Source organism: Celerinatantimonas marina (assembly GCF_046054165.1).
GTDB lineage: Bacteria > Pseudomonadota > Gammaproteobacteria > Enterobacterales > Celerinatantimonadaceae > Celerinatantimonas.
Genome location: NZ_JBFNXK010000003.1, coordinates 51,885 through 64,573, shown reverse-complemented (window position 1 = coordinate 64,573; position 12,689 = coordinate 51,885). Strand labels below are relative to the sequence as shown.

The following is a 12,689-nucleotide window of genomic DNA, read 5'->3' as shown; positions in this document are numbered from 1 at the left end:
CGATAGTGATCGTGAATGAGAACGATCAGTCTTAATACTGCTGATAGGCTTCAAAAGCATCGGCGGCATACATTAAGGCCGGACCGCCGCCCATATAAATACAGACGTTGAGCATTTCGCTCAGCTCTTGTGAAGTCCCTCCCAGAGCTTTGAATTTCTTGGTATGGAAACCGATGCAGCCATCGCAGTGTTGGGTGATCCCAATGGCTAACGCAATGAGTTCTTTCGTTTTGTTATCTAATACACCATCACCATTGGTAGTATCGATCAAAGATTGAAATCCTTTTAAGGTTTCGGGAGATGCTTTTCCTAACGCCGCCAGCTCTTTAGACAGCCGGCTAGTTATTTCGGGATAATTTTTAGACATGGATACACCTCATTTATTAATATTAGAAAATACTAATATTCTAACTCGATACATGACTAAATAACAATCAGAATGCGTGATATTCGATGGGCTAATTGAATGAAATAGAGATGAAGGTTAACTAAATTTTTGGGCGATCTCAGCGGCTTTATTGCCTAATTCTGAAAAATTCTCTGTTCCTTTAGACATGATCTTTTGAGCCTGTTCAATCACTTGAACATATTTAGGATCGCCGGTTGCTAAGAGCTGAGACAACGCAACCCCAATAGCAGTGGTACTGATGGTATTCAGATTACGTAAATTATCGACGGAGTCCTGAATGGCAATGGCCGTGGACTGGGCAACCGATTGTTTGGCTTTTTCGATAGCAGATGAACTGGCCATTTAACCAACCTGTCTAACCCTGTTTCAGGATCAAGGCACAGGCCGTAGAGGTAATTGCCGTGCTGATTGTCTGTGTGCCTTGCTGATTCGTGACGGCGTTTTGCATATGTAGACCCATGGTATCGGTCATCGCGGCTTCAGCAAGTTGCTGGATGAGATCGTTGGTTTGCTGAGTGAGTTGTTTGGTATCATCGGACATGGGAGTGGCTCCGGTATAGAAAGTTGGCTCCGGACCGAGCCAACTGGATAGGGGCATTAATCGTCTTTATCGACCACACTTTCCGCTGCTCGACCTAGCACCGCGGTGCCCATTGAGTTGAGCGAATTGATCCCCTGAACGGTTGCCGATTGCATGGTGATTTGTGCCTGCTGCTGCGCTGAGGCCGCGTTATGGTTCATGAGCGATAACGCTGAGCCGATCGCGGTGTAAAGATTTCCCATTGCTGTGGCTGGGTTACTTCCCAGAACTTGTGTTCCCGATTGGGTAATGGAATCGGTAATTTGTTCATTCACTGTTTTTGTGGCCATATGAAACCTCATTCCTGGTTGTTAGTATTAGACGCTGATTGAGTCAGTTGTTGGTTAATTTTCCCAATATCCTGCTCGAGTTGTTGCTGGATTTTATCCAGCATCTCTCCGACTTGGGTTCCAAGCTGTTCTGCTTGCTCAAACCCTTTAAATTGTTTCAGTTTTTGCATATTTTCATCGATCAACGACTGGGCCTGTTGTTGCTGTTTTTCAACATTTTTTGCAATCACATCTAAAGAGGCACTGCTATCAAACGGCTCTGGCGTGTTTTTCATGACTCATTATCCTTACTTGATGGCGTACTCTCTGCTGCCGGTGAATTCTTTTTACGCTTTAAAAAACGAAATAGATTGAGTCTTTTTGGGGTAGGCTGCTCGATTTCATCGCTGGCATTGATCTCATCTTCATCTGGGACGATGGCGCTATTTTTCGCCGTTGTAGCTGATGAATGATTGGTTAACATCGGGGTCTTGAGTAGCCGGGCGCAAGCATTGGTCACTGATGCCGAGGTGGTCATTTGCGATTGCTGCTGGTTGGTTATCGCGTTATGCATGGATAGCCCTAATGTGTCTGACAATGTGGTTTCAAGCAGTGTTGTCGGTTGCGTTGAGAACGCTTGTAATGTTGAATAATAATCGGATGAATGCTCAGGCAGTGATGCCGATTGAGATCCGTTTTCAACATGTTGCTTAGATTCATCACTCATTTTTAAAGCTCCACTGGAGACGATTGATTCCTTAGCTTAGGGCGGAAATACCTTTCTCACTTGGTCTGATTGCTGTTAAAAACGGCTTTTTGGCCGGAATGCAAAAACAAGAGCAGGCCGTTGAGCCTGCTCAGAAATTATTTATTTGATGTATCAAAAAGTACGGTAGCAATTTTTTCACCGACGGCTCCGAAGTTATCCGCACCATTAGCCACGAGCTGCTGGGCATGATTGATCATATCGATATAACGGAGATCGCCTGTTTCAATCAGTTGGCTGAGGGCGGCACTGATCGCTGTGGTACTGATGGTATTGATGTTCCGAAGATTGTCGGTTGCATCGGCCAGAGCGAGTGCGGTTGACTGAGCAATTGATTGATGAGCCGAATAATAGGCTGAGCGTTCTGGATCCGGAGGCTGAAGGATTTTAGTCATCTTGTTCTCCTGAAAAAGCCTTTGCCCATAGCCATGGACAAAGGCTTAGTCTGATCTAGTCGTCTTTTTCGATGATCCCTTCGGCGCTACGACCAACCACCGAACTACCGATAGACATTAACGCATTGACTCCCTGAACCGTAGCAGCCTGCATGGTGATTTGAGCCTGCTGTTGGGCACTTGTCGCATTATGGCTGGCAGTACCCAGCGCTTGGCTGGTTGACATCAGCAAGTTGCCCATACCCATCGCCGGAGTTTCACCCACAACCTTGGTATTGACCTGTGTAACAGAGTCAGTGACTTGTTCATTTACTGGCATAGTAATTTCCTTTTGTTATGATTTCGTAAAGTTAGTTAGCGGCTTTAAAACATGCTTAGCCTTTTTCGATGATGCCTTCGGCACCCCGGCCAATCACTGATGATCCAATCGCCATCAATGAGTTAACACCCTGAACCGTAGCCGCTTGCATGGTAATTTGAGCCTGTTGCTGAGCTGCGGTTGCGTTATGGGCAGCGTTACTCAAGGCCTGGCTGGTGGACATCAATAAGTTGCCCATCGCCATTGCCGGAGTTTCCCCCACCACTTTGGTATTGACCTGTGTGACAGAATCAGTAATTTGTTCATTTACTGGCATTGTCTTTCTCCTCTAGTTAGCTATTTACTTCTTCTTACTTGCCTGGTTGCCATCAATGGCTTCGACACCTCGGCCCAGGATTGCAACATTGGTTGCAAACAGGGAATTAACCCCCTGAACGGTTGCCGTCTGATGGACGATTGTTCCCTGTTGGTTTGCGCCAATACTGTTAAGCGCAGTGATTCCCAGTGCCTGACTTGTTGCCATGAACAGATTGCCTTCGGCCATAGCAGGGGTATCACCAATTACTTGGGTATTGACCTGGGTTACGGAGTCCGTAACCACTTCATTCATCGGCATAACTCCACTCCTTACTTATTTACGGTATTACTGCAGTGCTCAAAATAGCGAAACGGCTATTTAAAACATGCAATTCATTAATTACTTGCTTTAGCAGCGATGGCATAAATAACACCGGAACCTAGCGCAGTATTCGTAATTAAAATGGTTTGCAATTGTTGCTGTACCTGCGTCGCGTTTTCAGCTGAACGTCCCAGTGAAAGTGATTCTTGATGAATCAACATGGATCGGGATAAAGAGGGTGAAAACCTCTCGATAAGTTGTTTGCGATCGATATTCATAGCAAATGTTCATTCCATTGTTTTGATAGTTCCTATTTTAGAAGTGTTGTTATATGACTAACTTGGCCGAATTAAGGGATGTTTCGGTGTTTTACAGGGTGCTGGGAGGTGACGTCACAAAAGATTTTTGATTACGCTGTTGTTTTCTGAATTGACGTGGGGAAACTCGAGCATAGCGCCTAAACATTTTTTCAAAATGGCTTAAATCACCAAAGCCAACGTTATAGGCAATATCGGTAATCTTAGCCATTGGGTATTGCTCTAATTGATGTTGAGCCGAAACAATTCTGATTTCATTTAAAAGAGATTTAAAATTCGTATGTAAGTAGAAACGAAATAAATATGAAAGATGTGAAGGGCTAATAAATGAAATATCTCCAAGTTTTATCAGATTTAAATCTTCGTGATAATGGTCACTCATATAGTGCACTACTTTAACTAGCCCCGGATGAAAACAGTTAAAATAGTCAAAGTCTTTATTGAGTATTTTAGTTGCTAAAGAAGAGGTTGTTTCTGATTGAATGGGGAATTTATGTATTATCAATAATTCTTTATCAATGATATCATCAGCATGTGAAATAAATTCGAAGAGATAATTTTGTAATTCTCTAATATTTCCAGGCCAGTCATATTGCATGAGCATTTGCAAGGCTTCAGATGAAATATGAATAGAGTTTCTTAAATTACTGATATGATAAGTAACATGTTCATGAAGGTCTTCAATTCGGTCTCGTAGCGGAGGAACCCATAAGGTAGAGTAAGAAAACCCTTGGCTAGTTAGATAGTTAATAAATTGATTTTCATTAGAGAAAGAAGGATCTATTGAATTTGTTGAAAGCATAATCCGAATATTATTATCCTGGATTTTTTGATAGAGGTGAAACAGTGAAAATAAAGTCGTTAACTGATCTTGCTTATCGATTCCGATAGTATCAATATCTTCTAAATATAAAGTTCCATTAATACAATTTTCTATACTATATAAAACATTATCTCGATATTTTTGAGCATCATGAATATTGGGAGATATTCGTGCAAACGTTCCAATTCTACTGTGATCTAATTCATGGATCTTGAGTGCAATCGATCCTGTTTCACAACCCTTTTCACCAATAATGACTATAGGGCATATTAAAGAACTCAAGCGGGATATTTCTTGCCGAAGTTGAGAGATTAATTTTGATCTACCAATGATAGGGTAATGCGAAAAATTATAAGGCGAATCTTTTCCATGATAGTTAGACAAAACGTTGTAATCTATTATATGATCCATACAAACCCCTTTATTAATCACTATGTTATTAAGGTTAGGCTAGATGAGATAGGGGTGTCATAATTGGCTTAATTGGTCAGATTTTCGGGGATTTCAACTATTTTTATGACCAAGTTGATTACATCTTGGTCGTAATTTCTAGGAATACTTGAATTATTTACATTTTTTGACAAATATAAAAATGTGTAAATTTAAATATATATAATATGAATGGAATGATTAAGTCATTAGAACTAATGAAATCCACCTAGAAAATGACTGGGTGGATTAGATTAGATATAACTTATGATAGGGAATATCGTTATCAGTCTTCTCCGCTAAAGACAACTGCGAAGGCAGAACCTTTTTGTCCTAAAGAGTAATATTCATTCTGTGATATAACACTAAAGTTATTAGCATTTAAAATTTCTGATTTTTTCACAAATTTTATAGTGTAATTATGAGTTAAAAAGCTGTGCTTGAAAACATATAAGCTACTGCTATACATCCCGGATGGAGTTTCCTGAGTATACTGCTGGATAAAATAGCGTTTAATAACCTGATCAATCAGAGGAACGGCATGAGTGATAGAAGTATTAATGCTCTGAATAGGAATATCACCTGCAACATAGAGTATCTTCTCTTGTGATGGATGTTCCGATAAAGTTTGCCCAATACTCGCAATTACATTCATATATAGCTGATATCTATTTTCTTGAGCCTTTGTATAACTATTTGAATATATAAATAAAATTAATAAAATAGGGAGTGTGAGATAAATACTTATTTTTCGACCAAATACTTTATATAAAATATAAAAGGCATATAGCAATACACCAGAAAATCCGAGCATTACCCGATATCGAAGTACAGGCTCTTTTAGAATACAAAATATAAGAAAAGAAAATAATGTTAAGATAACTGGAGAAAATAAGAAAATGTAGGAATATAATTTACTTATATGATTATTTTTATTCCGAATATGGATTAAATCAATATAAATAATCCCAATGTAAACCACAAAAAATAGATAATAAAATATGTAACGAAAATGCCCCATAAATAAAAGATGAATAATATATAAAAAGCTAAATATATTATCCATGAATCCAGAAAATACATGGCTATTCAATGCTAATAACTGACTGTGTTTTAGACTATAAAGTCCTGCTATGAGATGATGAACAAAAAAACTATAGATTAAATAACTAATAATCAAAGCAAGAATATGACTAAAAAATTGAATGTAGTAGGTTTGATTACGTTTTAATAAGCGATGATGAATAAAGTAAATACATTCTAAAACAATAAATAGACTAATTGCCGGCTGATAAGTTGTCCAACTTAATAGGAGTAATAATAGGACTCCGACATTTTGCCATGAAATTATTTTAGATGATTGAATAGATACGGCCCAGATGACGAAAGCCATCGGCAAAAACATGGTTAATGAATCATATCTGAAAGAGGCATTTGCTAATAGATAAGGATTTGCAATAATCAAAAATGTAGCAATGACTCCAGGCCATATTTGACCATCAAACAACTGATTTCGGAGCTTATCGGCAGCGATAATAATAGAACCGATCCCAACGATTAATGTTAAGGGATAAAAATCGATGATTTTATCTCCCGATAATAATTTAAAAATAAAATCGGTAAGGGGACGTCCATTTTGATTCCATAAAAAAACGCCTGAAGCACTTCGATAAAAATCATCCATGAAATAAAAATCTTTGGTGAAAAATCCAAAGAAATAACAAAGTGCTATAATAGTTGAATAAGTATAATACTTTTGTTTATCAGAATTCATTGTTGTTCTCATTTATTTTTTATAAAGTATCGTGGGCGATTTCTTGATTCATTATATATTTTCCATATATATTCACCAATAACACCAATACTTGTTAATTGAATTCCACAAACGAGTAGAATAATATTTGAAATATAATATAGACTGTTAATGTGACTGCCAATTGAAAAAATAATTTCTATAGATTGTATTATAAAAAATATAAATGAAGGAATCATAACTATCAGACCAATATACATCCATATTTTTAAAGGTAATGACGAGGATGATAGAATCCCATTAAATCCTAAATGAAATAGTTTAATAAAATTAAACTTCGATTTCCCTGCTACACGATTGTCTCGAGTATATTCGATTAACTCAGTCTTTCCTCCTGCAAAACTATAAACCCCCTTCATAAATAAATCGTGTTCCGTTAGGGATGTGATTCGCTCAGCCGCTGTTTTAGATATAATCCTAAAATCGCCGACATTTTCTTCAATTTCAGTTTCGGCAATAGCATTGTATATTTTATAATATAATTTAGCTGAGTTTCGTTTAAAGAAACTATCACTCTCCCGATCTGCTCGTTTAGCTAAAACGGATTCTGCTTTTGTTTCAAGCCATTTTTGAATCAATTGAGGAATTACCTCAATTGGATCTTGCAAATCGACATCAATTGGAATAATTGCATCAGCCTCAACATGTTTTAACCCTGCAAATAGGGCGATCTCTTTACCAAAGTGTCGAGTAAAACTTATTTTTTTGATGGAATGATCTTGAATGGATAACTCATCAATAATTGATTCTGTTCGATCACTACTCCCATCATTAATAAAGGTTACTTCGATATCATAATGCGATAATTCAGAGTTATCTTTTAATGTTTGATAGAAGCGAGGAATTGCTAATTCTTCATTGAAAACAGGAACAATAATAGCAAATTTCATGTAGCTTCCTTAAATACAATGAATTTGGAATATAAAAAACCAATGAGAAAACTTAACCCTGAATAAATAACTAAGGTAAGAAGAGGATATAAATGATGAGTATCAGATAGCCGGCCAACTAATAATGATAAAGTTCCCATACCTAATACATAGTAGATATATTGTTTATGGTTGGGTTGCGTATCAAAAGTGAATTTACTATTTATGATAAAACTACCTGATACAGCGATTAAAAATGCAATAAGATTGGCAATAGACTGATTTGGAGAGATGTATATAACAATCACTAAAAAGATGGACCAATGAACCAACGTATTCATAATCCCTACCAGTCCATACCGCAACAATCCTTTTAGCATATTCAATCCGTTTTCATCCATACAGTTAGATTATATTCAACTAAAATGAAAGTAAAAGTAGATTTTTAAACTATCGTTAAAATTAAAATTGAACTAGCAAAATGTGGTTAATACTTTTATTTACCAATCGGGTAAATAATTTAGAGCAATATGCTCTTTATGGCTTTATGTATTCTTTGATGGGAATGGTCTGAATGATTAAGAAAAATGGCTATCTAGTTGAAAAGCAGAAGTATCCTGCCTTTTTAAAGGCAGGATAAAGCAGTTAGAGAAAGAATTGGCAAGCTGGATTGTTAGTTTCACAATGGTATGTAAAGCCTATTTGGTCAAAATACTGAGTCAATGTCAGTAAATCCTCGCCATTATCTTCAAATCCAACCAGAACTTGCCCATAGGCAGCCCCATGATTGCGATAGTGGAATAATGTAATATTCCATTTAGGCCCCAAGGTTTGTAGAAAACGGAGTAAGGCCCGAGGCTGTTCAGCAAATTCAAAACTAAAAATATGTTCTTTGAGCGGGCGCGGGGCTTTGCCTCCCACCATATGCCGGACATGTAGTTTAGCGATTTCATCATCAGTTAAATCAACGACTTGATAATCAGCCTGACGTAACGTTTCGATAATTTCTGGCAGCTCCTGTTCTCGGTCAGCCACTTTGATCCCGACATAGATATTGGCGAGACGGTTATCACCATAGCGATAGTTGAATTCAGTGATCGAGCGTCCCCCCAAATATTCGACGAATTCTAAATAAGCACCGACGCGTTCCGGAATGGTGACTGCCAAGATGATCTCTTTTTTCTCGCCCAGTTCACTGCGTTCACTGACATAGCGTAGATTATGAAAGTTCATGTTGGCCCCGGAAAGAATACATGCCAGGCGTTGATTGGTGAGCTGATGGTCACTGATATATCGCTTTAATCCTGCGAGTGCTAACGCACCGGAAGGTTCAGAAATGGCTCGGGTATCATCAAAGATATCCTGCATTGCGGCACAGATTTCATCACTGCTGACGGTGACGACTTCATCAATATATTGCTGGCAGAGACGGAAGGTTTCTTGCCCAATTCGTTTGACGGCTACGCCATCGGCAAACAGACCAACGCGATCCAGCGTGGTAGGTTCGCCTGCTTGTAAGGCTGCTTTTAAACAGGCACTCTCATGGGGTTCAACGGCAATTACTTTTATATTAGGGAGTAACTGCTTGATGTAAACAGCGATTCCGGCCGCAAGTCCGCCTCCACCCACGGGTACGAAAATAGCGTCCAGATGGTTGTCCTGATCCAGCAATTCTTTGCCGATTGTCCCCTGGCCGGCAATAACATCTGGATCATCAAAAGGCGGGATCATGGTATAGCCGTGCTGGGTCATTAACTCTTGGCAATATTGGTTGGCTTCATCAAAGTTTTCTCCACGAAGTACAACTTGAGCGCCTCGGGCTCTGACGGAGCTGACTTTAATATCCGGTGTGGTGACCGGCATGACAATGGTTGCCTGGATCCCCAATTTAGCGGCTGACAGGGCAACGCCCTGCGCGTGATTCCCTGCCGAAGCCGCAATCACACCTCGGGCCTTCTGTTCATCAGAAAGCTGGGCGATACGATTATAAGCCCCACGTAACTTAAAAGAATGAACCGGCTGCAGATCTTCGCGTTTAATGAAGATGGCGTTATGTAAACGCTGACTTAAGCGACTCATGGATTGAAGCGGTGTAAATTCAGCCACTTCATAGACGGGGGAAAGCAGGATCCGGCGCAAATAGTCATTTGCCGAAACTCGTGTAGCTTCTTGCATAAAACAACTCGTTAATACAGTCAATGCTGGCCAGGGTATCTGGCCAGTTTCTAAATTAATCTAATTTGCTTTTATCGCGGACAGCCCCTTTATCGGCACTGGTTGCGAAGTGAGCATACATTTTTAGAGCGGTTGATACTGGACGAATTCGAGATGCAGGTTTCCAGCCTTTTTGGCTTTGCGCCTGACGGCGAGCTTCGAGCGTAGCCGTGTCGACATCCAGTTCGATGCTACGATTTGGAATATCAATGTGGATCATATCACCGGCTTCGACCAGGCCAATGGTGCCACCGCTTGCCGCTTCTGGAGAGACGTGACCGATTGAGAGTCCGGAGGTACCGCCGGAGAATCGGCCATCGGTAATCAGAGCACAGGCTTTGCCTAAACCAACTGATTTCAGATAGCTGGTTGGGTAGAGCATTTCTTGCATACCCGGACCGCCTTTAGGACCTTCATAGCGAATGACGACCACATCGCCTGCTTTGACTTGTCCGTGTAAAATACCATCGACGGCATCTTCCTGGCTTTCATAAACAACCGCAGGACCTGAGAATTTTAGAATCGAAGCATCGACTCCGGCGGTTTTGACCACGCAGCCATCAGCGGCTAAGTTTCCACTTAATACGGCAAGACCGCCTTCTTGACTATAGGCATGGTTAATGTCGCGGATACAGCCTTTCTCACGGTCCAGATCCAGTTCTGGCCAGCGGCAATCCTGACTGAATGCTTCGATGCTCCGAATGCCGGCAGGACCCGCTTTGTAGAAGGTTTTGACCGCTTCATTATCAGTGCGCAGCACATCCCATTTGGCCAGTGTATCGGCCAGTGTTTCACCCAGAACGTTAGTGACGGATGTATCTAATAATCCGGCCCGATCCAGTTCGCCTAACAGACCCATGATCCCACCAGCACGATGGACGTCTTCCATATGATAAAGCTGGATGGATGGGGCTACTTTACACAGATGGGGGACTTTGCGTGACAGTGCGTCCATATCGGCCATTGTGAAATCAACCTCGGCTTCCTGCGCAACTGCGAGCAGGTGCAGTACGGTATTGGTTGATCCTCCCATGGCAATATCCAGAGACATCGCGTTTGCGAAAGCGGCACGATTGGCGATATTGCGTGGCAGGACGGATGCGTCGTCCTGTTCATAATAACGTTTGGCCAGTTCAACAATTCGTTTCCCGGCATTGATAAACAGATCGCGACGATCCGCATGCGTGGCAAGGAGTGAACCGTTACCCGGCTGGGATAGACCCAAGGCTTCTGTCAGACAGTTCATCGAGTTTGCGGTGAACATGCCGGAACAGCTCCCACAGGTTGGGCAGGCACTGCGTTCAACTTGCTCGGTTTCTTCGTCAGTGACTTTGTCATTGGCGGCCATCACCATGGCATCGACTAAATCTAATTTAATGATTTGGTCAGATAGTTTAGTTTTCCCGGCTTCCATGGGGCCACCGGAAACAAAGATGACCGGAATATTTAAACGCATGGAGGCCATTAACATTCCGGGAGTGATTTTGTCACAGTTGGAGATACAGACCATCGCATCGGCACAATGCGCATTGACCATGTATTCAACGGAATCGGCAATGAGATCCCGAGAGGGTAATGAATAGAGCATCCCACTATGACCCATCGCGATCCCATCATCGATGGCGATGGTATCAAATTCTTTGGCAATCCCGCCGGCTTCATAGATGGCATCGCTAACAAGCGTTCCTAAATCTTTGAGATGTACATGGCCCGGAACAAACTGTGTGTATGAATTCACCACGGCGATAATGGGTTTACCAAAGTCTTCTTCTTTGGTGCCGGTGGCACGCCACAGGGCTCTTGCTCCTGCCATATTGCGGCCTTCAGTCGTGGTTGCGCTGCGCAATTTAGGCATAACGTATCCTTTTACTATCGTATTAAAATGATTGTTCTATGAAATAAAAAACCGGACGGGATGCGTCCGGCTTTCAGTTTATGGATTCACGTAGTCCAGCCAACCTTCGCTATCTTCGGTTTCACCATTAAATAATCCGAAGAAGGCTTGTTGCAGCTGTTTGGTGACCGGGCCGCAGCGGCCTTCGCCGACCTGCTGACCATCGACACTGCGTACTGGGGTCAGTTCTGCTGCTGTTCCGCACATAAAGACTTCATCAGCCAGATATAAGGCTTCACGAGCGATATTCTGTTCAACGACTTCAATGCCCAGACGTTGTGCTAGGTTAACGATGGTATCACGAGTGATCCCAGGTAAAACACAAGCACTTAGTGGGGGAGTATAGAGTTTACCTTTTTTCACCAAGAAGACGTTTTCACCGGAACCTTCACTCAGCAGCCCGTTGACATCCAGAGCCAGACCTTCGGTATAACCGTGACGAATCGCTTCTTCATGAATGAGCTGTGATGACAGATAATTCCCACCGGCTTTGGCACCGGTAGGCAGGGTATTCGGTGCCACGCGATTCCAGGAACTGACACAGACATCGATCCCTTGTTCGAGTGCTTCGTCACCTAAATAAGCGCCCCATGTCATCGATGCAATCATCACCTCACATGTTTTGCCCTGTGCTGAACCTACACCCAGACCAACGTTTCCAGCAAAAATTAATGGGCGGATATAAGCACTATCCAGATGATTCACGCGCAAGTTTTCCCGAATTGCTTCTTCAATTTCTGCTTTGCTGTAAGGTTGTTGCAAGCGATAGATTTTGGCTGAATCCAGCAGACGTTGGATGTGATCCTGCAGACGGAATACCGCGGTCCCTTTGGGAGTGTTGTAAGCGCGGATCCCTTCAAACACAGATGTCCCATAGTGTAAGGCGTGGCTCATAACGCTGACTTTGGCTTCTTCTTCAGGAATATGTTCGCCATTAAACCAGATTTGGGAAGAATTACTTTTTGACATGTGA

Annotated in this window: 18 protein-coding genes; all 18 read right to left on the bottom strand. The window is 41.5% G+C overall.

All coding sequences use genetic code 11. The features are described from left to right. Window positions 1-31 precede the first annotated feature (31 nt). Window positions 32-367, bottom strand: coding sequence for a carboxymuconolactone decarboxylase family protein (locus ABUE20_RS04210; RefSeq protein WP_408618591.1), 336 nt, complete (start codon window positions 365-367; stop codon window positions 32-34). Window positions 368-484: 117 nt separating this feature from the next. Further along, a complete protein-coding gene (locus ABUE20_RS04205) occupies window positions 485-751 on the bottom strand; it encodes a hypothetical protein (RefSeq protein WP_408618590.1) in 267 nt (88 codons plus the stop codon). A gap of 13 nt (window positions 752-764) precedes the next feature. Then, the gene (locus tag ABUE20_RS04200; RefSeq protein ID WP_408618589.1) at window positions 765-1,007 is read right to left on the bottom strand and encodes a RebB family R body protein; all 243 of its coding nucleotides are present in this window, start codon (window positions 1,005-1,007) and stop codon (window positions 765-767) included. Beyond that, complete coding sequence (locus ABUE20_RS04195) at window positions 1,007-1,279, bottom strand: RebB family R body protein (RefSeq protein ID WP_408618588.1); 273 nt, start codon at window positions 1,277-1,279, stop codon at window positions 1,007-1,009. Before ABUE20_RS04195 ends, ABUE20_RS04200 begins: the two co-directional genes overlap by 1 nt. Before the next feature lie 8 nt (window positions 1,280-1,287). Then, on the bottom strand, window positions 1,288-1,554 hold the full coding sequence (locus tag ABUE20_RS04190) for a hypothetical protein (RefSeq protein WP_408618587.1): 267 nt from the start codon (window positions 1,552-1,554) through the stop codon (window positions 1,288-1,290). Then, window positions 1,551-1,985: a RebB family R body protein gene (locus ABUE20_RS04185; RefSeq protein WP_408618586.1), complete on the bottom strand. Its 435-nt coding sequence runs from the start codon at window positions 1,983-1,985 to the stop codon at window positions 1,551-1,553. Before ABUE20_RS04185 ends, ABUE20_RS04190 begins: the two co-directional genes overlap by 4 nt. A 137-nt stretch (window positions 1,986-2,122) precedes the next feature. Further along, window positions 2,123-2,419 (bottom strand): hypothetical protein, encoded by a 297-nt coding sequence (locus ABUE20_RS04180; protein WP_408618585.1) that lies wholly within the window; start codon window positions 2,417-2,419, stop codon window positions 2,123-2,125. A gap of 55 nt (window positions 2,420-2,474) precedes the next feature. Then, entirely contained in the window at window positions 2,475-2,738 is a 264-nt protein-coding gene (locus ABUE20_RS04175) for a RebB family R body protein (RefSeq protein WP_408618584.1), read from the bottom strand. A gap of 55 nt (window positions 2,739-2,793) precedes the next feature. Beyond that, window positions 2,794-3,054: a RebB family R body protein gene (locus ABUE20_RS04170; RefSeq protein WP_408618583.1), complete on the bottom strand. Its 261-nt coding sequence runs from the start codon at window positions 3,052-3,054 to the stop codon at window positions 2,794-2,796. 24 nt (window positions 3,055-3,078) lie between these two features. Further along, a complete protein-coding gene (locus ABUE20_RS04165) occupies window positions 3,079-3,354 on the bottom strand; it encodes a RebB family R body protein (protein ID WP_408618582.1) in 276 nt (91 codons plus the stop codon). 77 nt (window positions 3,355-3,431) lie between these two features. Beyond that, the gene (locus ABUE20_RS04160; protein ID WP_408618581.1) at window positions 3,432-3,635 is read right to left on the bottom strand and encodes a RebB family R body protein; all 204 of its coding nucleotides are present in this window, start codon (window positions 3,633-3,635) and stop codon (window positions 3,432-3,434) included. Window positions 3,636-3,726: 91 nt separating this feature from the next. Further along, window positions 3,727-4,908, bottom strand: coding sequence for a helix-turn-helix domain-containing protein (locus ABUE20_RS04155; protein WP_408618580.1), 1,182 nt, complete (start codon window positions 4,906-4,908; stop codon window positions 3,727-3,729). Window positions 4,909-5,212: 304 nt separating this feature from the next. After that, entirely contained in the window at window positions 5,213-6,700 is a 1,488-nt protein-coding gene (locus tag ABUE20_RS04150; protein ID WP_408618579.1) for a glucosyltransferase domain-containing protein, read from the bottom strand. A gap of 8 nt (window positions 6,701-6,708) precedes the next feature. Next, entirely contained in the window at window positions 6,709-7,629 is a 921-nt protein-coding gene (locus ABUE20_RS04145) for a glycosyltransferase family 2 protein (protein WP_408618578.1), read from the bottom strand. Next, window positions 7,626-7,988, bottom strand: a complete 363-nt coding sequence (locus ABUE20_RS04140; RefSeq protein ID WP_408618577.1) for a GtrA family protein — start codon at window positions 7,986-7,988, stop codon at window positions 7,626-7,628. Before ABUE20_RS04140 ends, ABUE20_RS04145 begins: the two co-directional genes overlap by 4 nt. A gap of 265 nt (window positions 7,989-8,253) precedes the next feature. Continuing rightward, window positions 8,254-9,783 (bottom strand): threonine ammonia-lyase, biosynthetic, encoded by a 1,530-nt coding sequence (ilvA, locus tag ABUE20_RS04135; RefSeq protein ID WP_408618576.1) that lies wholly within the window; start codon window positions 9,781-9,783, stop codon window positions 8,254-8,256. A 55-nt stretch (window positions 9,784-9,838) separates the two neighbouring features. Beyond that, a complete protein-coding gene (gene ilvD, locus ABUE20_RS04130; RefSeq protein WP_408618575.1) occupies window positions 9,839-11,677 on the bottom strand; it encodes a dihydroxy-acid dehydratase in 1,839 nt (612 codons plus the stop codon). Between the two features lie 78 nt (window positions 11,678-11,755). After that, window positions 11,756-12,685, bottom strand: a complete 930-nt coding sequence (locus tag ABUE20_RS04125) for a branched-chain amino acid transaminase (protein ID WP_408618574.1) — start codon at window positions 12,683-12,685, stop codon at window positions 11,756-11,758. Window positions 12,686-12,689: the final 4 nt, after the last annotated feature.

Bases quoted from the DNA above. Each gene is read 5' to 3' on its own strand.
- ABUE20_RS04175 (WP_408618584.1), bottom strand. From the start codon at position 2,738: ATGCCAGTAAATGAACAAGTCACTGACTCTGTTACACAGGTCAATACC.
- ABUE20_RS04145 (WP_408618578.1), bottom strand. From the start codon at position 7,629: ATGAAATTTGCTATTATTGTTCCTGTTTTCAATGAAGAATTAGCAATT.
- ABUE20_RS04185 (WP_408618586.1), bottom strand. From the start codon at position 1,985: ATGAGTGATGAATCTAAGCAACATGTTGAAAACGGATCTCAATCGGCA.
- ilvA (WP_408618576.1), bottom strand. From the start codon at position 9,783: ATGCAAGAAGCTACACGAGTTTCGGCAAATGACTATTTGCGCCGGATC.
- ABUE20_RS04155 (WP_408618580.1), bottom strand. From the start codon at position 4,908: ATGGATCATATAATAGATTACAACGTTTTGTCTAACTATCATGGAAAA.
- ABUE20_RS04125 (WP_408618574.1), bottom strand. From the start codon at position 12,685: ATGTCAAAAAGTAATTCTTCCCAAATCTGGTTTAATGGCGAACATATT.
- ABUE20_RS04200 (WP_408618589.1), bottom strand. From the start codon at position 1,007: ATGCCCCTATCCAGTTGGCTCGGTCCGGAGCCAACTTTCTATACCGGA.
- ABUE20_RS04190 (WP_408618587.1), bottom strand. From the start codon at position 1,554: ATGAAAAACACGCCAGAGCCGTTTGATAGCAGTGCCTCTTTAGATGTG.
- ABUE20_RS04195 (WP_408618588.1), bottom strand. From the start codon at position 1,279: ATGGCCACAAAAACAGTGAATGAACAAATTACCGATTCCATTACCCAA.
- ABUE20_RS04140 (WP_408618577.1), bottom strand. From the start codon at position 7,988: ATGCTAAAAGGATTGTTGCGGTATGGACTGGTAGGGATTATGAATACG.
- ilvD (WP_408618575.1), bottom strand. From the start codon at position 11,677: ATGCCTAAATTGCGCAGCGCAACCACGACTGAAGGCCGCAATATGGCA.
- ABUE20_RS04150 (WP_408618579.1), bottom strand. From the start codon at position 6,700: ATGAATTCTGATAAACAAAAGTATTATACTTATTCAACTATTATAGCA.
- ABUE20_RS04205 (WP_408618590.1), bottom strand. From the start codon at position 751: ATGGCCAGTTCATCTGCTATCGAAAAAGCCAAACAATCGGTTGCCCAG.
- ABUE20_RS04210 (WP_408618591.1), bottom strand. From the start codon at position 367: ATGTCTAAAAATTATCCCGAAATAACTAGCCGGCTGTCTAAAGAGCTG.
- ABUE20_RS04160 (WP_408618581.1), bottom strand. From the start codon at position 3,635: ATGAATATCGATCGCAAACAACTTATCGAGAGGTTTTCACCCTCTTTA.
- ABUE20_RS04170 (WP_408618583.1), bottom strand. From the start codon at position 3,054: ATGCCAGTAAATGAACAAATTACTGATTCTGTCACACAGGTCAATACC.
- ABUE20_RS04165 (WP_408618582.1), bottom strand. From the start codon at position 3,354: ATGCCGATGAATGAAGTGGTTACGGACTCCGTAACCCAGGTCAATACC.
- ABUE20_RS04180 (WP_408618585.1), bottom strand. From the start codon at position 2,419: ATGACTAAAATCCTTCAGCCTCCGGATCCAGAACGCTCAGCCTATTAT.